Annotated in this window: 11 protein-coding genes and 4 pseudogenes; 5 read left to right on the top strand and 10 right to left on the bottom strand. The window is 58.1% G+C overall.

What is annotated here, in order from left to right; translation table 11 throughout:
* Positions 1 to 628 precede the first annotated feature (628 nt).
* From BN77_RS33175 to BN77_RS30885, 3 genes and pseudogenes are all read left to right on the top strand, one after another.
* Positions 629 to 1,205 (top strand): annotated as a pseudogene (locus BN77_RS33175) (IS630 family transposase); the annotation flags it as partial.
* A gap of 98 nt (positions 1,206 to 1,303) precedes the next feature.
* Positions 1,304 to 1,510: a hypothetical protein gene (locus tag BN77_RS30895; protein WP_040679121.1), complete on the top strand. Its 207-nt coding sequence runs from the start codon at positions 1,304 to 1,306 to the stop codon at positions 1,508 to 1,510.
* A 956-nt stretch (positions 1,511 to 2,466) separates the two neighbouring features.
* On the top strand, positions 2,467 to 5,310 hold the full coding sequence (locus BN77_RS30885) for a M16 family metallopeptidase (RefSeq protein WP_007539738.1): 2,844 nt from the start codon (positions 2,467 to 2,469) through the stop codon (positions 5,308 to 5,310).
* 377 nt (positions 5,311 to 5,687) lie between these two features.
* Here the strand turns inward: BN77_RS30885 and BN77_RS30880 are convergent, their stop codons facing one another.
* The 6 genes and pseudogenes from BN77_RS30880 to BN77_RS35460 form a co-directional block, all read right to left on the bottom strand.
* Complete coding sequence (locus tag BN77_RS30880) at positions 5,688 to 7,664, bottom strand: argininosuccinate synthase-related protein (protein ID WP_007539736.1); 1,977 nt, start codon at positions 7,662 to 7,664, stop codon at positions 5,688 to 5,690.
* A 3-nt stretch (positions 7,665 to 7,667) separates the two neighbouring features.
* Positions 7,668 to 8,567 carry a DMT family transporter gene (locus tag BN77_RS30875; protein WP_028746996.1) on the bottom strand — a complete coding sequence of 300 codons (900 nt, stop codon included), beginning with the start codon at positions 8,565 to 8,567 and terminating at the stop codon, positions 7,668 to 7,670.
* Between the two features lie 428 nt (positions 8,568 to 8,995).
* Positions 8,996 to 9,361 (bottom strand): annotated as a pseudogene (locus BN77_RS30870) (IS6 family transposase); the annotation flags it as partial.
* 377 nt (positions 9,362 to 9,738) lie between these two features.
* Positions 9,739 to 9,921, bottom strand: coding sequence for a hypothetical protein (locus tag BN77_RS30860; protein WP_028746998.1), 183 nt, complete (start codon positions 9,919 to 9,921; stop codon positions 9,739 to 9,741).
* Between the two features lie 135 nt (positions 9,922 to 10,056).
* Entirely contained in the window at positions 10,057 to 11,274 is a 1,218-nt protein-coding gene (locus BN77_RS30855) for an SfnB family sulfur acquisition oxidoreductase (protein ID WP_007539732.1), read from the bottom strand.
* Positions 11,275 to 11,701: 427 nt separating this feature from the next.
* A pseudogene (locus BN77_RS35460) lies at positions 11,702 to 12,007 on the bottom strand (M16 family metallopeptidase); the annotation flags it as partial.
* Between the two features lie 791 nt (positions 12,008 to 12,798).
* Here BN77_RS35460 and BN77_RS30845 point away from each other — a divergent pair.
* Positions 12,799 to 12,987 (top strand): annotated as a pseudogene (locus tag BN77_RS30845) (ISNCY family transposase); the annotation flags it as partial.
* Positions 12,988 to 13,298: 311 nt separating this feature from the next.
* Positions 13,299 to 13,457 (top strand): hypothetical protein, encoded by a 159-nt coding sequence (locus BN77_RS33960; RefSeq protein ID WP_155951254.1) that lies wholly within the window; start codon positions 13,299 to 13,301, stop codon positions 13,455 to 13,457.
* Positions 13,458 to 13,591: 134 nt separating this feature from the next.
* Here BN77_RS33960 and BN77_RS30840 read toward each other — a convergent pair whose 3' ends face one another.
* The 4 genes from BN77_RS30840 to BN77_RS30825 form a co-directional block, all read right to left on the bottom strand.
* Positions 13,592 to 13,804, bottom strand: coding sequence for a type IV toxin-antitoxin system AbiEi family antitoxin domain-containing protein (locus tag BN77_RS30840; protein ID WP_028747001.1), 213 nt, complete (start codon positions 13,802 to 13,804; stop codon positions 13,592 to 13,594).
* Positions 13,805 to 13,999: 195 nt separating this feature from the next.
* On the bottom strand, positions 14,000 to 17,497 hold the full coding sequence (locus tag BN77_RS30835) for an ATP-binding protein (protein WP_007539724.1): 3,498 nt from the start codon (positions 17,495 to 17,497) through the stop codon (positions 14,000 to 14,002).
* Entirely contained in the window at positions 17,497 to 18,765 is a 1,269-nt protein-coding gene (locus BN77_RS30830; RefSeq protein WP_007539723.1) for a metallophosphoesterase family protein, read from the bottom strand. The genes BN77_RS30835 and BN77_RS30830 overlap by 1 nt, the downstream gene beginning before the upstream one ends.
* 111 nt (positions 18,766 to 18,876) lie before the next feature.
* Complete coding sequence (locus tag BN77_RS30825) at positions 18,877 to 19,419, bottom strand: peptidoglycan-binding domain-containing protein (RefSeq protein ID WP_007539721.1); 543 nt, start codon at positions 19,417 to 19,419, stop codon at positions 18,877 to 18,879.
* Positions 19,420 to 19,594: the final 175 nt, after the last annotated feature.

Here is a 19,594-nt window from a genome sequence, read left to right as displayed (position 1 = left end):
TCGATTTGTTCACCGTCGACGTCGACTATCGTGGTGACTCTTTGGTATCGCTCTCCCTCCAACGCGTCCAGACGTTCCCAATGCTTCGGGAGGTCTGCAGACTCGAATAGCGATACCGGTATCTCATAAGCATGTTCTCCGAGAATCAAGCCCGGAAAGCCGAGGTCGGAACCCAATTCAGCATCAAGGAGGCGGCCCCAAATCTTCCCAGACGTCCAGCGACCGTCGAGATGCCTAAGCTGATCGCTATGAGGGTTACCGAGCGCCCGAGTTCCGTAAGTTGCTAATCGATTTTTTGCGGCCATATTTGCAGTCCCGAAATGCTTTCGTCTTCCTAATCTGCAATATTTTCTAACTCGAAGCCTGTAGCTGGTTCCTGTGCGTGCTGTTCCTCGAGCGAGCTTGCGGACCGAGGTGGTTGATGCGGTAGTGCATCCGATGTCTCTTGTTGGTGCCTTGCGCGCAGAGCCGTTATCATAGCCATCCCTCATACTGCAACGACGAGTGCAGCTAAAATCGTGCCATGCTCCTTCCCAAGTTGGCACGAACGCCGACCGTTCGATATCTTTGTTTTGCTGGGCCGCAGCCACAGAAAGCGGTTCGACGCGATGCAGCTAGCTTAGACTAACATGCACTGGAGCAAAATCGACCGGATGTCCTGAAGCGTCGACGTGCTTGGTTCGATGCTCAACTGGACCTGGATCCGGAGAAGCTGATCTGCATCGATGAAGCCGGTTTATCCACGAAGATGCACGCCTGCGCGGCCGTGCGCTCAGAGGCAGGCGATGCCGAGCCGGCGTGCCCCACGGGTACTGGAACAACGACTTTCACACTGCGCCTCGGCGGAATGACCGCACCGTTTGTCTACGATGGCGCGATGAATGGGAACGTCTTCGTGGCATATGTAGAGCAGGTGATGTTGCCGACCCTCGGAACTGGCGACGTGGTCGTCATGGATAACCTGCCGGCGCAAGCAGGTGTTCGCGATGCATCGAAGGTGCTGGCGCCAAGCTCATGTTCCTCCCGCTCTATAGTCCGGACTTCAACCCTATCGAGAGCGCATTCTCCAAATTGAAAGCCATGCTGCGAGGCAGGGCGGAGCGAAAGATCGATGCCCTGTGGGAGGCAGTCGGCGCTTGATACCCCGATTCACTCCCGCAGAATGCGCCAACTACTTCAGGGCCGCTGGATATGACCCGGATTGAACAGGATTTGTTCTAGCAGCCAGCGTTTGACGCCACGTAATTTCATCCACATGTAACATTGGTGTGCCTATAAAAGCCGGTGACATGTGGAGGTTCTAATGATCAACGAACTCACGATGGCCGAGGCGCTGGCTGACCCATTGATCCGGCTGGTCTTAGCCGCCGATAAGGTTAGCAGCGACGAATTCGCGGCGGTTCTAGCGGCTGGCGCACGAAAACAACATGAAGCGGCACTGAGCAACTCCTTCCCGTCGTCGCGCAGTCCGTCGCTTGATCAGCTTAGTAATTCGAGCAGCCCCAAATAAAATGAGGTGCGAGGGACGAGGGGCGGTGCGCGGTTAAGTCAATGTCCGCACTAAAGCCATTCGGTACCTTGGCTGTCAGTATGTGGTCAGCAATGGAGAGAGCGTCCTGTGGTATTGCTCTTTCTGTCGCCTATTTGCGTCCGGCTGCAGATCGGGGTCGGTTAAAGGCGCCGCGGCTTGCAGGCGCGCCGAACGCACAGAGGTGATTTTTTTAGGGATCGAAAGAGAATGACTGCTCTGCAAACAAGCATTGTCAGGCAGCGTCCGACCCTCCACCGCAAAAGATGCGGAGAGCCCTCCAAAAAGGGGTCGACCGCAAGCTCTCCTAGCCTCTAGGCCGACGGCAACGATTACATCGTCGAATCGCATTTGACAGATGGAACCCGATCTTTGCAGTGCCTGTCGGGAAACCAGACAAGCCCCCAACTCGAAGCCCAATGGAAAGATCTGGCCGCTAAGTGTGCCGACGGCGCCGAAATGTGGCGTAGCGAGCGAGGCGAACTGAGTGTCATTCACCTGCAGCACCTGGGCAAGATTGCCGCTATTGGCGCTGACAACGGTGAGTATGCCCGTCAGGCTATTGCTTCGTCCCCTCATTAGGCATCCCTTGTGCCTCGCCACCCAACGCAGCCGCATTGCAGTGCGCGCATCGACATGGCCTCTGTCCGACAATGTTAGAAATCCGGCATAGCCGTTTCGACCCAAGCACATTGTATTTACAGGACTTTCTCGTCTGGCACGACTGTTGCTTGTGTTTATCCACAAACCACGTGAACCGCTTTAAAGCGTATCTTGGCTGAAATAGAGAGGTGAATTCGATGAATGGCGACGTGTTTTTCAACGCAACTGCGCGGGTGATAAAACGCGCTGTTCGAGCGCTTTTGAAAAGATGCAGCCTGCGGAATAGTCGGATCAGCGCCGTTCACCCTCTTTAATATTCATCTCCAGGATCAAGAATGTCTCGAGAAATAAAATACTCAGCCGCCTGGCGGTTTCTCGCGCCGATCGCGCTCGCCGCAAGCTTCGCGTCATCGACCTATGCGGATACCCAGTCCACGTCTTGGCCACAAACGCAAAGCGACATTCGAGCCGACTCCGACGTCCATTTCGGCACGCTCGCCAATGGAATGCGGTTTGCGATCATGCGCAATGCGACGCCGCCCGGTCAGGCAGCGATCCGCTTCCGCATCGGCTCCGGCTCGCTCGATGAAAGAGACGACCAACAGGGCCTGGCCCATTTTCTAGAGCATATGGCCTTCAAGGGATCGACGCATGTCCCCGAAGGGGAGATGGTCCGTATCCTGCAGCGCAAGGGCCTAGCCTTTGGGGCGGATACCAACGCCCATACCTCTTATGACGAGACTGTGTACAAGCTCGACCTTCCCGAGGTCGATGCCGACACGCTTTCCACGGGTCTGATGCTGATGAGGGAGACGGCGAGCGAGTTGACCCTCGACGCCGGCGCTTTCGATCGCGAGCGCGGCGTCATCCTGTCGGAGGAGCGGCTATGCGACACGCCGCAATATCGCGCATGGCTCGGAATCACGAATTCGTTGCTCGCCGGCCGGCGTGCAACCATGCGCGCGCCGATCGGCATAACCGACATCATCAGCAATGCGCCTGTGGACCTCGTCCGCGATTATTACCGTGCCAATTACCGGCCGGAGCGGGCAACGCTGATGGTGGTGGGCGATATCGATCCCGTCGCCATGGAAATCGAAATCCGGCAGCGCTTCGGCGACTGGAAGGCCGCGGGTCCGACGCCTGCACAACCGGATCCCGGCACATTACAGACGAAAGGCGAAAGCGCCGACGTCCTCGCTGTTCCTGGCGGCATGACCGAAGTGCAGATCGCCTGGACGCGTCCTCATGATACCGCGCCTGACACATTTGCTAAGCGCCGCACGAAGCTTATCGAAGATCTCGGCCTGTTGGTGCTCAAACGCCGGGTGAGCACCATTGCCAGCAAGGCGGATGCCCCTTTCATCAGTGCGGTTGCCGGCTCCCAGGATCTTCTTGATTCCGCGCATATCGTCCTGATCGCGGCGAATTCCGAGCCGGATAAATGGCAGGCGGCGCTCGCAACCATTGACCAGGAACAGCGGCGTATCCAGCAGTTCGGCGTTGGGCAGGCTGAACTCGATCGTGAAATCCTCGAAAATCGCTCGTTTCTTCAGGCTGCTGCGGCCGGAGCCGCGACGCGCACGACTACCGACATCGCTTCGATGCTGGCCAAGAGCGTCAATGACAATCAGGTCTTCACGTCGCCCGCCGAAGACCTTTCGCTATTCGAGACGATCACGAAGGACGTCACAGCAGCCGAGGTCAATCATGCGCTGCGGCATGCCTTCTCCGGCAACGGTCCCCAGATCGTGCTGCAGACGGCCCAATCACCCCAGGGCGGAGCGGACGCGGTTCGGCAAGCCTATGATGCGTCAAAGGCTATAACCGTCTCGGCATCAACTGGTGTAGCCGACGTCGCATGGCCTTACACCCATTTCGGGCAGCCGGGCGCCGTGGTCGAACGCCGCGCCGTCGACGATCTCGGCGTGACCATGGCGCGCTTTTCCAATGGCGTCCGGCTTACGGTCAAGCCGACCAAGCTGCGCGCCAACGAAGTGCTGGTGCGCGAAGATATCGGCCGCGGCCGGCTGGACCTGCCGCAGGACCGTCCCGTCCCGCTATGGGCGTCTCCGGCTGTCGCGCTCTCAGGCGTCAAGGGCATGGATTACCAGGATATCCAGAAAGCGCTGACGGCCAATATGGTCGGCATCGACTTATCGGTCTGCGACAGTTCCTTCAGTTTCGACGGCCGCACCCGGACTGAAGATCTAGCGACGCAATTGCAGCTGATGACAGCATATACCGCCGATCCCGCCTACCGCCCGGAAGCATTCAAGCGGGTGCAGCAGGCCTATTTGAGCGACCTCGATCAGTATCAGGCGACCCCCAACGGCGTTGTCAGCCGTAACCTCAGAGGTCTCGTCCACTCCGGCGATCCGCGCTGGACCTTTCCTGATCGCGCCCAGTTGTCCGCCGCCAAGCCGGGCGATTTTGAGGCTCTGTTCCGGCCCATGGTTTCCAACGGCGCGATCGACATCACCATCGTCGGCGACGTCACGGTAGATGATGCAATCCGGATGATAGCTGGAACGTTTGGCGCTTTGCCGCCACGGACGGAGGTGGCGCCGAGCAAGGATTGGGGTGACGTGCGCTTTCCGGCGGCGAACAAGACGCCCGTTTTGCTGACCCATAGCGGCCGGGCGGATAACGCAGCCGCCGGCTTCGGAGCTCCGATCGGCGATTTGCTCTCCGATCTGCCGCGGTCTTTCACCGCCAATATCGCCACCCAAATCTTCCAGAACCGGCTGATCGACCAGTTTCGTATTGCGGAAGGCGCAAGCTACTCGGTGGACGGCGACGTCGACCTGTCGAGGGAAATTCCCGGCTATGGCTACGCTTATTTCCACGCCGAGACGAATCCGGTAAAGATCGCTCGCTTCTACGCACTTGTCGACCAGATCGCCAATGACCTGCGGTCTCGTGATGTCTCTCCGGACGAGTTCGCCCGCGCCCGGGGACCGATCATCGAGACGCTGAAGCATCAGCGGCAGAGCAACGAATACTGGATCGAACATCTGCGCGGCGCTCAGACGGATCCGCGACGTTTGGACTGGATACGCGACAATCTTAGCGGCTACGACAAGGTCACCCCCGGCGATATCCGCGCTTTTGCCAATACCTATCTCAGCCCGGAAAACTTCTGGAAATTCGAGGTCTTGCCGGCGACGGTAAGATAGCGGCTAGGGGCCATGTCGCCATTGGAAGCGATTCGCCGGAAAAGCCAGGTGCGTGCCGAGGCCGCACGCCTGGAGATCGAGATGGGTGCAGAGCCGCTGAGCCAGGCCCGGCCTGCGAATCCGCTGCCAGACCATCAGCCCGCCCGCTCTCGGCCATCAGAAATACAGCCGGGACAAAGCTGAGCAGGCGTAGACTATGCCGACCAGCTGCGTTAACAATCCTGCCGCAGGGCGAGCCCGTCATGCCGCCGATGCCCGAGGAAGAGCAGAGAGGATGTCACGTTCAATTTCAAGCTCATTGAAAATGGTTTGGCGCTTTTGGCATAAGGAACGTTCGCTATTCCGATTTCCCAATGTGCTTAAGTCCAAGACTTAATTCAAAGCTTCTCAAAGGCGATGACAAGGACGTCACGATAGGCGAACGGCAGCTTCGGATTTTCGGTCGCGATCGATGATACATCGTGAAACATCTTGCGGTCGTTGCAGATCACAAAATCATTTGGCAGGTTCATTTCGACATCGCCGAGGAACCGCTTTGAGGCATCAGTAATCGTGCTCATACCGCCGGTCACGTTAACCCGCGCGATCATGTAAGAGACAATGAAATCCACTCCGTCCTGGTGAAGGCCTTCGGGTGCTGGTTTACCGTTTACGCCGTCGCGTGCAACAATCCGGTAGGGATGAAGCTTAATATTCCAACGATCATGTCCTGCGGTTTCACATAAAATTCTGCAGAAACCTGTCAGAATCTTGTTTAATACCGGATGATCTATAAAGGATTGTTCAAAGGGCTCGAAGTAGCGCTTGAAGCCGCCATTCAAGTGGTTGATGGCTTTGGATTGCTCGTAAGGGGCATGCGGCAGGAGCCGAAAAATTCCCTCCGCTGCATCATATTCAAACGCACCATAGCGCCGGTAGCGATAGGTCCCGCCGTCACGCATGTATTCATCGAGAAGCAGTCGATTCCAATGGTCAGCAAAGTTGTTCCAGCCAGCATCAATTTCGATGCCGAAGCCGGCTTCAGTGCGCTCACCTCTCGAAAACCACCATCCATTTGTCGCCAGATGATCAGTGCATTCGTGACTGAGGCTGCCTAGCGCCTGGTTTGCGACCTTTTCATGGGTGCCTCCCGTCTTGGTAATGGCGAGGGGGAGTTTAGAGGTCGGTTGGCGGCTCGCGGCTTGGTGTTCCCAAAGGTGGCGGTCCGTAATGTATTTCGGCGTGCTGGCTATGATGGACCGAGGTAAAAACCGCGTGTTGTCGACTATGTAGCTGACGCTCCCGCTGACGCCCTCGAGTGCAGACGCTATGGCCCGTTCGCACATCTTGTGAATAGTACTGCCCCATGCACCTGAAACCGCCTCCTGGGACCAGGCTTGCTCAAGCCCTTGCTTCAACACGATTGATTTGACGCCAAGGGAAGCGGTTTCGAGGTGCCGCAGCGCGTCCATGATGATGGCCGCCGCGGGGGCCTCGCGGACCTCGAGAACCTTTTCACCGGTTGAGATGTGTTCGAGCCCGACAAAGCGGCCGTGTCCGAATTTACCAACTGTTTTATTCAGGAGCGGGATTGCGTCGATCAGTGCAACATCACGGTCATCAATTGACACGAGATTTCCGTCGACAAATCCGAGTTTGATTTCTATCGGCTGCTCTGTGGCAATGTTACGCGTCCATTCAAATGCCTCTTCCGGGATAGAAAAGTTCTCGGGATTGTCCAAAGGTCCAGACTCGAATTCCCGGCACCAGAGGTTTTCGTCCCCGCTCCACGTGCGGTCCGTCACAAAAGTCAATCCGAACTTGGAGAGGGCGGCGGCCTTCTGCTGCCGGGAAACCACCGAGCATTCATACGGACTGCCGAAGTTACCGGAAAATCCCGAGCGCTTGATGCTATTGTTAAGGCGCGGAAGGCTATTCTGCGAAAGATTTGCTGTATGAAGAAGCAGCCGTGAGCCGATTGACGTTGCATAACCAACAATCAACGAGGCGATTACGGGACGGCTCAAGGAACTGCTTAACGGATAGTTGGCAAGGTACTTGGCGTGGGCCCGAATGGCGGGTTTCACGCCTTGTTCGACAAAAGCTTCCCGCCCTTCGAGACAGACAAAGCGCGCGCCGAACCTTGCTGCCGTCTGTTCCAGCAAAGGCTTGTCGATGAACGTTCCGACATCCGCTGCGACAGCTTCAATATTCGCAAAGCCAAGGGTTTGCAGTTTGTAGAGAAGGTAGGTGCTGTCGAGACCGCCACTGAACATGGTTGCAACCGGTGCGTTTCGGTCCGGAAAAGCCTCCAGATCTTCGTAACTCAAAATGCCGCCGATAGATGGTTTGATCGAAGTTGAGACGAGGTTCATTTGTCAGGTCCTGCTCTCAAAAAAGATGCCGGTAAAGGTTCCCGCGAGGATGAGGCCGGCACCTATGAGGCCCGTTGCGGTCAATGATTCTGTCAGGAGAAGGTGCGCGAGGACGAAACCAAAAAAGGGTTCTGTTCCCATCAGAAAGCCGACCCGTGTCGGCGTCGATTTTCTGACCGCGGCGTTTTGAATGTAGAATGCAGCGATGGTGCAGAAGAGTGAAAGGAAGGCGACAGCGCCCCAAAACTGAAAGGTGGCGTTCACAATAAGGCCGTGGATTCCGGATTGAGCGACGGCCAAAACGCAAGTGAGTGTTGCCACCGCCGATCCCTGGATGGCCGTCAGTGCCGCAGACGAAATCGGCCGGCCGGCCAGAAGGCGTTTGGTGGAAACAGCCATAATCGCTCGCAGAATCGCAGCCCCAACCACAAGCGCGTCACCCGGACTGAACTTGCCGATCCCGCCAGTGAGAATACCGACACCAATGCAGGATACGGCAGCACTTGCCACTATGCCCGTAGGTGGAAGTCGCCCTGATAGCCCATAGTCAATGACCGGGGTAAAAATTACACAAAGCGAAATGATCAAGGCCGTGTTCATGGCGCTTGTTGATGCGATACCGTAAGTTTCAGCAACAAAAATCGAAAAAAGTATTGTTCCCAGTACGATGCCGCGGATGCAATCGCCCCAGGAGATCGATGCGATCTCATGCCTTGCCGCCACTGCCATAACGATCGTGGTAATCAGGAAACGATAAAGAATGAGGATCAAAACCGGCGCGTAGAATAATGCGCCTTTCGCGACCGGATAGCTCGCGCCCCAAACGAATGCGACACCTAGTACGGCCAGGTCGGCCAAAAAGGATGAGGTCAGCGGCCTCCTGGCACTTTCGAAAACGTTCACGTTCGAGTATTCTTTGTGCTGGCGCATCATCCATCCTACTCTGCAGAACGAGTGCGAACAGTTTAGGCGGTCCACCTAACGCCGGTATCCGCATCCGCAGATCTTGAAGTAGCGACTGCCTAAAGCTGAAGGAACTTCTGCAGGTTTGTGCCGTACGGTATTTGTGGTTCAACAGAGCAAAGACCGTGCCAATCAAGAAAACCGCTAATGGACAGCATGATCATCTTCGATAGATAGTGACAAATATTCCGACTGCCGCGCATGCAACGGAAGGACAGGTTTCCCGCTGCAGCCCCGCCTGGCAATTCATCAGGGCCTGTCGCAAATGGAGAGTCGAAGGCAAGGCGGCGGCTTCCGGCTTGCAGAGCGGTCTGAACGATCCATTATGAGCCGAATGGCGTCATTTTCAGATACGACTATACGGGCGTGCGGACGGCTGAGAAGACTGGGATAAGACGTTGCAAGCCGCCGGCAGATCGAAATCCCTGCATTGTCCGTTCTCGTTTGCGAAGTGGCACGTGAGAATTCGCAGGCGCGATTGTTCAAGCCTTTGTGCGACGATGCGGGCATCACGTCCCGTCTTGCCGCTCCATAGCGCAGCTTTTCGGTGACGATGCGCGTCGGCACCCGTCCTTGCTTCTTCAGCAGTCGACCAGGAACTGCTTGGCAGCTTTAGTGTCGCTGCGGGCTTGAACGATCTCGTCGAGAACATAGCCCTCCTGATCAACGGCGCGCCAAAGCCAATGTTTTCGGCCACCGATGGAAACGACCTCGTCCAGATGCCAGACATCTTCAGGATTGACCAACATCTCCCGAGGCTGCTTGCCCAACTCTGTCGGGTCGAAGCGCCCTGCATTTTTTTCCTCAGTGTTCGCAACGAGCACCTCAAGCTAAATAGCGAGCACGAAGATCGGTGTCGTTGAACAGCCTCAATTCGTATCTCAGAGCCACCGCCCAGTCGGTCGGCAGCGCTCTATGCCGCTGGCACGGAGCCAGCCTTCGGCCGTCTTCGCCGGTTCCCGGTAACGATCGCTTGTCCAGGGCTGCTTTTGCATCCAGATCGAGGCAGGTTCCGACCGCCTTGTTCGTTTCCGCCCTTGACATCGCCGGCCAGGCCGGTCAAGCGGCCCTTGAAGCCTTCGCCCGAGGGGGCTTTTTCGCGTTCGCTGCCTCAATTGCTTAATGGCCGGCCGCCGAGATACGCGTTCTCCCTGCGCGCCCATTTCATGACTTCGCCTTCGGTGCGCAGCACCGGGCCGGCCATTTCCAGCATCTTTGCGAGGTAATGCGGCTTTCGCATACCATGAATGCGGCTTGACGCTGGCCCGCCGGCGCCCGGGACGATATCGGGCATTGCAATGCCCGCAATTCATCCTCCGAGATATGCCACCTGACCAAATGTGCAAGATTTGCCAGAGACACGTTTCCCTCGCGTTCCAGATCCCGGCCCGCACCGACCTTGCGCGTCGACGGGGCACGTACTTAAGGATCAGAGTGAACCGTTCCTGGGCGGAATCACACCGTTCAAGTGGTAGTTTCCGACCGCGTGATATTTCCACCGCACTGGATCGTGCAATGTATGGGTGCGGGCGTTTCGCCAATGGCGGTCGAGATTTAATTCCGCTTTAACTGCCGACGTGCCGGCTAATTCAAACAGAGTGTCGGCGGCTTCGATGGCGATTTCAGTTGTCAGGACTTTCGCGGCGGCAACCGCTAGGCTGGCATCGACAACGTTCTCTTGGCTCGGGACGGTCTGCGCCACGTCAACTTTTCGACCTGCATGCTCGAGAAGGGCGGTGGCGGCTTCCAGGCGGATGGCAAGCTGGCCGCTTCGAACAATGGTCAGTGGGTCCTGGGACGCCCGCTCGACGCCGCTGTCGATCCATGGGCGAGCTTTGTGACGAACGAAATCGACGACGTCCGCGAACGCGGCCCGTGCAATACCAAGATCAATTGCCGCTTGAATGATCTGGCCTACGGAGCCGATCGTAGACGGTCGCTCGAAACCACGATAGTGCGGCACTACCCGACTGGGATCGACGAATACATTATCAAAGACAGTTGTACCGCTTCCGGTGGTTCGCTGGCCAAAACCGTCCCAGTCATCATAAATCGCTATGCCCTCTGCCTCCTTCGGGACGAAGGACATAGTCAGCTGGTTTTTTTCGTTGAGCGCAAAAACAGCAATCCAGTCTGCAAAAATGACACCGGTGGAGTAATATTTTTTGCCGTTGAGGCGGTAGCCGTTTTCGTCGCGCCTGATGCGAGCGTTGTAGTGGCCAACCGTCTTAGTGCCTCGCTCAGAAAGGGCGTTTGCGAACCGGCGTCCCGCCAGAGCCTCCATAAAGAAAGTGCACTGCTGGTCCTCGTTTCCGTCGGTGCGAAGGGCCTCCAGGATGTAAAAATGATTTTGTGGAATCTGGCCAATCGAGCTGTCAGCCTCAGACAGAATGGCCGTTACCTCGGCTAAGACGGCATTGGAAACCTGAAGCCCCCCAAACTCCCGCGGCACTGTGATTGCCAAAAGCCCCGAATTTGAAAGCCGGTCCAGCTCTTTAAAAGGCAAGCAGCGGCTGCTATCGCGTTCTGAGGCGGTCCCGGCGAAATCGGCCGCTAAATTGCGAGCTATCTTCAACGCCTCGGCCTCGGATCGTATCCGGCTTGCTCTGGGCCTGGCCGAAGCTTCGGATGCGTATGAAGTCTCCATTGGTGTCTCCGTTTTTGCGCCGCTTCTTACAGGAGCTTTTGCGGTCAGAATGAGTTCGTAACGTTCGCCCGCAGGTAGGTGTTGCTGTCGGGATTGGAAAAACAGCTAGAAGCAGGGCGCGTAATACTGCGGATCGGTATAGGTATTCCCGGGTAAGCGAGGCGGAGTTCAGTCTTTGTAAGATCATAGTGGACATCTATTTGCTGGGCGAGCTTGGGCGCTATCCTTCTAGCTTCGTTGAGCGATGGCTGGCTGGGCAGTCCCTCGAACACGCGATCTAAGTCACCCCTCAGGGTCGTTGCGTCAATGGCCCCGGTTACGGCGATTTTGAGTTTCGCACGTGCGAAATCCGCTGGTAAATTGCCCTTAAATCAGCAGCCGTAATTGCGGCCAGGCTCTGCTCCGTGCCCTCTCCGACCTGTAAAAGAGGGACTACCGTCTGGTAGAAGGCGGTGTAGTCAAATGAGGTGAAGGCGTTTTCCTCGCCCCCGGTTTCGGCGACCGCCTTGTCGAACTCCTCGGCCTTGTGCGTCTTTGTGCCCTTGAACATTAGATGCTCCAGAAAGTGAGCGATGCCGGACTTTACCGAAGGGCCGTCCGCCGCTCCCGCTCTATACCAGACCATCTGGGTGACGATCGGGATCCTGTGATCAGGGATGACGACCACCTCAATACCGTTCTGAAGAACAAAATCGGACATCGCGGAGTCTTGTATCCTGTCCTTAAAGGCCATTGCGTCCCAGACCAGCAACAGAGCCAGGCTAGTCCCAAGCGCTATCATGATGGAGCTTGTTTTCTGTTTCATAAAATGCCTGACCCTACCGATGGGATTGTCCTCTGTTAGCTCTCTAAAGTGGCCTCTTAGCGCTTGAAAGAACGGCGATATAAAACGACGTCATGTGTGCGGGCCAGTTGGGTAGAGCCTTTTCAGGTGGCCGACCCCTCGCTTCGTCTCCGTTTTATCCCAGCTGAAGGGGCGCTTGCGATGGTCTTCCTCTACCTTGCGCGTGCCTCCCCACGGCGCCGCGCATCAATTCCGCCCGTGGCTCTGCAGTAGTATCCCGCGTAGCTATTTTGCGCGTCGGTGCTCTCGATTTTGCATGAAAGAAGCAACTCTTGGGCCAAGAGAGCTTGTTCCCTCGTTTGAGCTCTTTGACTTGGTTAGAAGGCAACAGTACTGCAGCGGTCAGATCCCGTTTGTCCGGACCGCGACATTCCCGACAGAGTGTGTGGGGCTGGCCCGAACTTCGCGCCTCGTGGCAAAAGAGCTTTTGTTGGTGTTGTAAGCGACCACACCACACGAAGACGATTTATCCTCGGCAACTCCCGAAGCGTTCCGAAGCGAACAAGCCACCTTCGGTGTAGGAAAGCATGACAGGAGCACCGCAGGTAAGGCGTCCTACGTCTACATGGCGCCCGTAACAGGCAAAGATGTACGCATTGCCTCGTCGAAACTGTTCCCGAATATTCAACCGTTGCCTCACATAAATTGCTCCCTACCGAGGGGTATGAACAGGGGCGACTATGGGACAGCTGAGCATGGCGACGAGGAAAGAACTGACGGCGGCGGTTTCGGAGCGCTATCGTGCTTCGACGCGAACGGAGAAGGCGAGAATTCTGGATGAATTCGTCGTCATCACGGGCTTTCACCGCAAGCACGCGATGCGGCTGCTGCGGCGCCACAGCGGCGGAGTCAGAGGGCCGACGTCACGTGGAAACGGATCGAGCAGTTAGCCACCGACTACCTACCCAAGCCTTGCATCCTTGATCCATGGCCAAATGTACGCTTCGCCGTCAATCACCCGAGGTAAGAGCCACGTGCGGGAAACCCGCCCGCGTGGATCTGTGCGGGGGGCGCTCAGTAATGGGCGTCCCTACCGCGATATCACGTATTGCCGCACGTAACGATGCTCCCCGAGGTTTGAACGTTGCCTCATCCACTTTGCTCCCGACTTGGAGCAAAGGTCGGGCACTAAGATGGCAGGGGTTTCGCAGCGCCCGGCCTCCTTCGCGAGCTCCTGGAAATGCAGCTTATTAGGCGCCGTGCCGCCGCGAAAACGCAGCTCGGCGGACAGGAGATCGTCATCGAAGATATCGATGAGTGCGCGGCAGATGATGAGATCCTGCTCGACCTGACGCTGATCCGCCCATGGAACGATGCTCCCCACGCAACAATGTTCTGAGCGGGGATCATTCGTCGATCTCCGGCGAGCGGCGCACAATCACGTGCCAGCGATCGTCGCGCTCCTTCGGCGCCGGTGTGAATCCGGGGCGCGCGTCTCGTGTCGGTCGAGCTCCGTCTATGGCGCCGCGCCCGTCAGCGTAGGAGGTCAAGCGCCGTGAGGGCCGGAGATGATATTTTCATTCTGCCAGTATCCGTTTTGCGGTCCTCGATGCCCGCCTCCACTGCTGCAATGTCTTTGCGGTAGTAGAAGACGATCAGATTACGGCCTGCCTTGATCTTCGACATGCGTTTGGGCGTGACGATCTGGAATTCCATAACGGCCTGATGCGTGGCGTCCTGGTACATCGACGCGCTGATGCACCACGAACAGCAGCCCTACTATGTCGGCTTGCTGAAGGCGGAGCCGGCTGGCCGACGACCGCGTCATCGGGGCGATCATGAAAGGTGACAAGATCATGGTGATTGGACGGTAACCGGGAAGGCGAACGGCGCCCTGATACTCAGCCAAATGACCTGATATCGGGACACGTCACGGAGATTCTACTCGGCTGCGACCGCAGTCAGCTTTCCAGCGGTGGCGATCGCCTCCAGATCGTGCAATCGGACACCGGGACAAACTGAGCGCGCGATCTCGATGAGATGCCTATGGTGCGTCAGATAGACAACCTGTCCGCGCTGCGCCATCTCGGCGAACAGCCGGAAGGTCTCTTCAGCACGGAAATCGTCGAAGGACTCCATTATGTCGTCGGCCACGAATGGAACAGGCGGACGGCTTCCCAGAAACTCGTGGTAGCCTGCAACGCGGAGCGCCAAGTACAACTGGAAGCGAGCCCCCTTGGAGAGTTCGTTTGCGGCATTCGATCCACCGCTGGAGGAGACTGCGATCAGCACCTCGCCGTCCTGGCCGGGCTGCGCGGCGACGCCGCTGTAGGCGCCGCGACTGATCATGTTGAACGCTGCCGACGCGCGCGCCATCATGCCGCTGCGATGCCTTTCCCTGTACAGGCGAAGGGCTTGCTCGGCGGCAGCGACGCCGGCTCGCAGTTCCATGTACCGGCGCGCGGATTCCTCGATGTCGAGAAGAATGGTCCGGCGTTTCTCTTCAAGCTGCGCGACCCGCGCGTCGCCGCCGATCGCGTCCAGCGCGTCCTGGACTTTCGACCTCTGATGAAAGACTTCGCTGCATCGCTGATCCTGACCCGTAAGCACGGGCGTCAGGCGGGCAAGTTCACCTTCCAGGTCTTGCTTGTCCACTGAGGCGACAAGCTGCCGTAAAGCAGACATGTCCGCAACACCGCTGATTTGCAGCAATTCCTGCTCGAGACCGGAAATCGACCGCGAAAGCTCCTGACGCCGTTCGGCGATTTCCATTTGCGCCTCGACTTCGCCGAGTGTCGTCACGCCAAAAAAGGCAAACATTTCCAAAAGCCGTGCGTCGAGCACTTCCGTCGCGGCCTTTAGATCCGATTCTTCCTTGCGAGCGTCTTCAAGCTCCCCGCCCAGTTCTTCCCGACGTTCCTGGTTCAGGCCGGCGAGTCTGACGCGCTCGAATATGCGGTGCGCGAGTTCGCGTGGAGATCCCTCCGTCGGAATGCCAAGCTTCTCGCACAAGTCCAAGGCCCTCGCCTCGAACAGCGCCCTGTCCTTCTCCATCTTCTGGACCCGGTCGATCAGGCCGTCCCTGCTCTCGATCGCAGATGCCAGCTTTTCTAACGTGGAGAGAATTTCGCTCATCGCACCGGTGCCTGGGATCACGTCGAGTTCGCCCAGCCAGGAACTCTCGCAGATGAGCTTCCATTCCGACTGCCACGCCTCGGCTGCGAAAGACGCATCGGCAAGCGCCTGCTCGCGATCGACGCACTCGGCTTGCAATCGCCGCATCTGCGTCGCCTGACTGAAGGCCGAATTGAAATCGTTCACGGCGTCTTCTGCGGCCGCGACGAGCGCTGCTATGTCGGCGTCAGGATGGTATCCCACGTTCGCCGCGTCCATTGCCTCGATCAGTAGCCGTCTTGACCGACCGACACGATCGCGGACGTCGGCGATTTCCCGGTCGACATCGGCCAGTTCGTCCCTCGCCTTGAGAACGTCCTCTCTCTTTCGCAGCCAGTCCTCGAGCTCAAACGGGTCCGCCTCCAAACTGGATCCCGCGACAAGCGGGTCCAGCCTCGCAGTAATCTCGGACCGGATTTCTTCTTGCCGGTCCAGTGCCTCCCGTTGCGCGTGGCGCGCGGTCTCCACGTCCGTGCGAACCGCGGCATTGCGCTGAAGGAGCTGGTTGAGCTTGCCGATTTCCGAGAAGTGAAGGAGCCGCTGGGACACAAGGTGGTCGTCCGACTTCATCGCTTCTTCGAAGGCGTCGGCCGTCGCGTCGTCCATCGTCTTGCGGTGGGTGGCCCATGCTTCATCACGCAAAGCTCGACTGTCGGTGGAGTGCATCTCGTCGATCGCACTAACCAGACTGCGCACAGCATCTATCTCGGCGTCCAGTCTGCGGCCTTCCGGTTCAAGACGGTCAAGATCGGCGCGGGCCCTCCGGGCCTGCTCCGTCGCTAGCTTGAACGACGTCTTCCACTGCTCAAGCTTAACCGACGAGGGACATGCCATCGAAGACAGGTCTCCGATGGATCCGCGCCACGGCAGGAGGCGCGACAGCGTTTCGGCCAAGGCGACCGAAGCGGCGTCGCGACGCCGCGACAACGATCGAAGTGCGACCTCCTCGTCAGACCGCGGTATGGTCTTCACGGTGGCGGCCAGTTGTTCGTACGTCTTGACCTTATCGGGCGATAGGTCGGTGGTGGAGTTGCTGGCGCTTAGAACAGCTATCGCTCGCTCTACCTTCGCACACTCGTCCTTTGCGCTGGTCAGGCGGGCGTCGACGCCCGACTTGCCTTCCATCAACGCCCGAAGTGTACCAACCGTCGGCGCATCGAGGATAAGGCGAACGGGGGAAGCATCGCCCGGCCGCCCCAACTGAACCAGTATGCTCTCGATTGAAAGCTCGGCAGCTCTGGCAGAGAGCTTGGGAATGTCATTCTCGGCGGTAATGTACCGCGGCTGAAGATCCGACAGTTCGGCCACGCGTGCCGAAAGCTCCAATGCCACCGGGTCTGGAGCCAGTTTCTCCGCCTCACGCTCGATCTCTGCGATCGAGCGGGCGATCTGCTCAAGCTTCACACGGTATTCGATTTCGCTGCTTCGAAGTCCGGGGAGCTCGCCGCACCAGGATGACGGCGGCACCGGGACCTCTTCCGTCTGGGAGAACTCTCCCTTCAAGGTCGAGAGCCTGGCCATAGGAGAAAGCGCAGCGAGTATCCGCCTTACATCGTCCATCCGCCTCTGGGTCGCTGCTCGCTGCTCCAACGCGTCTTCATGAAGCCGCGAGAGATGCGCGCGCTCGGACGACAAGCGCTGAAAATCACTTACCCGAAGGTCGAGCGCTGCGCGCTGCTCCTTAAGGGTGGTCAACTCTGTCTTGAAGTCGGCGAGCGCGCCGCTGCGGGCGCGGTAGCGGTAGAAGACGTCTGCCTCTCCGCGGATAGACGACAATTGCCGGCTCAGGTCCGAAAGGCCGGCGCTAGCGGAGAACAGCAGCTCGCCGAGGTCCCCCTTGCTGGCCAGGATTCCCTCCCCGCCCTTTTCCAACGTCTTTTCGTCAAGCGAGAACATCGTTGTGAAGGCGTCGCGGTCGATGCCGCCAAGATCGGTTCTGATCAGGGCGTCGGGCAGCGAACGGCCATCGGAATCGAGCAGACTGTTCTGCGGCCGCTTGATCCGGACGAACTCGCGACTTTCTCCCGCAATTTCGATGTTGGCGCCGATCCTCATGGTTGGATAAGGATGCAGGAATCCGTACTTGCTTGACGTACCGATCCCGAAAATCAGGTCCAGGATGGCGTCGAACGTGGTCGACTTGCCGGCTTCGTTTGGCCCGTAGATGACATGAAGGTCCGGCGTCCCTCGACCCGGCTCCCCGAAATCGATGACGCTGTCCGTAAACTTGCCGTAGCGAGTAAGGTCGAGACGGTTGATCCGCATCAATCTACCTCGCCGCCACTACGAAGACGGGCCATCACGTTGACCGAGCCCTCGCGGGCGAAGAGCGCAAGGCTTTCTGTGAACGCTTTCTCATCCGTGCCGAAGATGTCCCGAAGTTCGGCGGGAAGCTGGCCGCGAAGTTCTTCCGCGATCGCCCGAACCTCCTGCTGATATTCCGGAGATGCGCCGACTTCGCTTTCGATGATCATGGAGAGTTCGTCCAAGGCGCCCGATCCGGCGCCCGGACGTTCTGGCGCGGTGCAGGACGTCTGCACCTTGTCGATCCAGACGTTCCCGCTAATGGAGCCGCGCGATTCTAGTTCGGTATGCAGAAGATCAAGATCCCTTCTGATGCGCCATGCGAGCTCGTTCACACCTCTGAGCTGAATGCGGGCTACCAGGTGGTCCGCCGTCACGGACGATCGCAGGGCGTCGAGGTGGGAGGACAAGTCGCCGACCATCGCCTTCCAATCGGCGGCGCCGGAGACGTCGATCGACAGTCTCTCGAACTGCGCCACGCTTGTCTGCCTCTCCTCTATGACGATCGACCGGTCATCGTTGACCGTAACGAGAGAAACGCTTTTCGGGCCGTCCTCGTTGACGTCGCGCCCTTGCGGCATGCCCGGCATCACGATTGCCGATGAACCGTTCTCAACGACTGACCGTCTATGGATATGCCCCAGCGCCCAGTAGTGAAATCCGCTCTGCTGTAGATCGGCAACGCCACATGGCGCGTAGAGATCGTGTCCGACGGAACCCCCAAGACTCGTATGCATGACACCGATGTTGAAGGCATCCGGCACTGGGAGGGTATAGTGCCGAAGCAGACTTTCCGGAGCGTGCGGCTTCGCGAAGCTTAAACCGTGGACAGCCACCGGGAAATGACCGTCGCCCCGCTCCATGACGACCGTCTCCGCGGTCTGGCCGAACACCTTCACCGTATCGGGCATGACCAGTTCAGCAGTGATCCTCGACAGGGCGTCGTGATTTCCTCGGATGATAAAGGTCTTTATTCCCGCCTCGTGCAGGCGTCGAAGCTGCTCCGCCAGGAAGCGGGCCGTCTTCATCGAAGTCTGGTCGCCGTCGTAGAGGTCACCTGCCAGCACAAGCGCATCGACCTTCTCTTCGAGACATAGGTCTATCACCCGGACGAAGGCTCGCCGGGTCGCGAGCCCGATCAGCTCCGAAAGGTCGGCGTTCCGCAACGCAAGCGTCTTCAGGGGTGAATCTAGATGAACATCTGCCGTGTGGACGAATCGAAAAACCAAGGTCGGTCCTCTTCCAGTCTGTCCGATGGATAAAACAGGAGGATAAAGAACGCCAGCATCAATTCATGATTTGTTCTTTTTCCACAGGATCGCTGCTCACCGGAAGCCAGATCAGGACGACCGCATGCGGCGGCCTGCTCGGGGTGCTTTCCTAGTCCTGCGTCGGGCGAACACGAATCCTATGACGAGGAGCACAATGACGACGACATAGCCTGAATGGTCCGCTCTCTTGCTCGAAGGTTCCTTCGACGCGGTTTCGTTGGGCGTCCGCGGTGTCTGCTGCGACGAAGTTGCAGGCTCAGCCGACGAGACATCGGACTGAAGCGCGACTGACGAGGCCGCAGGTGCGGCGGCGGTTGCCCGCGGAGTGACGGTGGGCTCCGTCTCAGCCACCGAGAACGAAAAGAGCGCCTTCAGCGAATCCTGGGTCACTACGCCCGATGGCGCGAGCCCGTGGGCGCGTTGAAATCCCTTCAACGCTGCGACAGACTTCGTTCCCCAGATACCGTCGGGCGTGCCGGCGTCGTATCCTTGCTCGGCAAGCGCCTTCTGAACATCGCGGACCGGTCGGATTTCCGCGAGTGCCGCGCCTGCAGACATCGTGCAGAAGATGCACGCGGCCAGTACCGCCGCGTAGCTTGCCTGAAAAATCATCCTGCCGCCGCCCCAATCAAGACGCGTCCCTATACAGTCGCCACTGCGATGGTTCTTGCGCTTGGCGTCTTTCGGCCCAGCTTTCCTATTCCCTCGAAGCAAAGTCAAAATAAATTTGGATCAACTTCAGCGATAATATTTTGGAATCATCGCAACCCAGCTATATCAGTAGCTC

This window comes from Rhizobium mesoamericanum STM3625 (genome assembly GCF_000312665.1).
Lineage (GTDB): Bacteria > Pseudomonadota > Alphaproteobacteria > Rhizobiales > Rhizobiaceae > Rhizobium > Rhizobium mesoamericanum.
This window is presented reverse-complemented; position numbering and strand designations above follow the sequence as displayed.

Bases quoted from the DNA above. Each gene is read 5' to 3' on its own strand.
- BN77_RS33960 (WP_155951254.1), top strand. From the start codon at position 13,299: ATGCAGCTTATTAGGCGCCGTGCCGCCGCGAAAACGCAGCTCGGCGGA.
- BN77_RS30835 (WP_007539724.1), bottom strand. From the start codon at position 17,497: ATGCGGATCAACCGTCTCGACCTTACTCGCTACGGCAAGTTTACGGAC.
- BN77_RS30880 (WP_007539736.1), bottom strand. From the start codon at position 7,664: ATGAACCTCGTCTCAACTTCGATCAAACCATCTATCGGCGGCATTTTG.
- BN77_RS30885 (WP_007539738.1), top strand. From the start codon at position 2,467: ATGTCTCGAGAAATAAAATACTCAGCCGCCTGGCGGTTTCTCGCGCCG.
- BN77_RS30840 (WP_028747001.1), bottom strand. From the start codon at position 13,804: ATGTACCAGGACGCCACGCATCAGGCCGTTATGGAATTCCAGATCGTC.
- BN77_RS30825 (WP_007539721.1), bottom strand. From the start codon at position 19,419: ATGATTTTTCAGGCAAGCTACGCGGCGGTACTGGCCGCGTGCATCTTC.
- BN77_RS30895 (WP_040679121.1), top strand. From the start codon at position 1,304: ATGATCAACGAACTCACGATGGCCGAGGCGCTGGCTGACCCATTGATC.
- BN77_RS30855 (WP_007539732.1), bottom strand. From the start codon at position 11,274: ATGGAGACTTCATACGCATCCGAAGCTTCGGCCAGGCCCAGAGCAAGC.
- BN77_RS30860 (WP_028746998.1), bottom strand. From the start codon at position 9,921: ATGCCCGATATCGTCCCGGGCGCCGGCGGGCCAGCGTCAAGCCGCATT.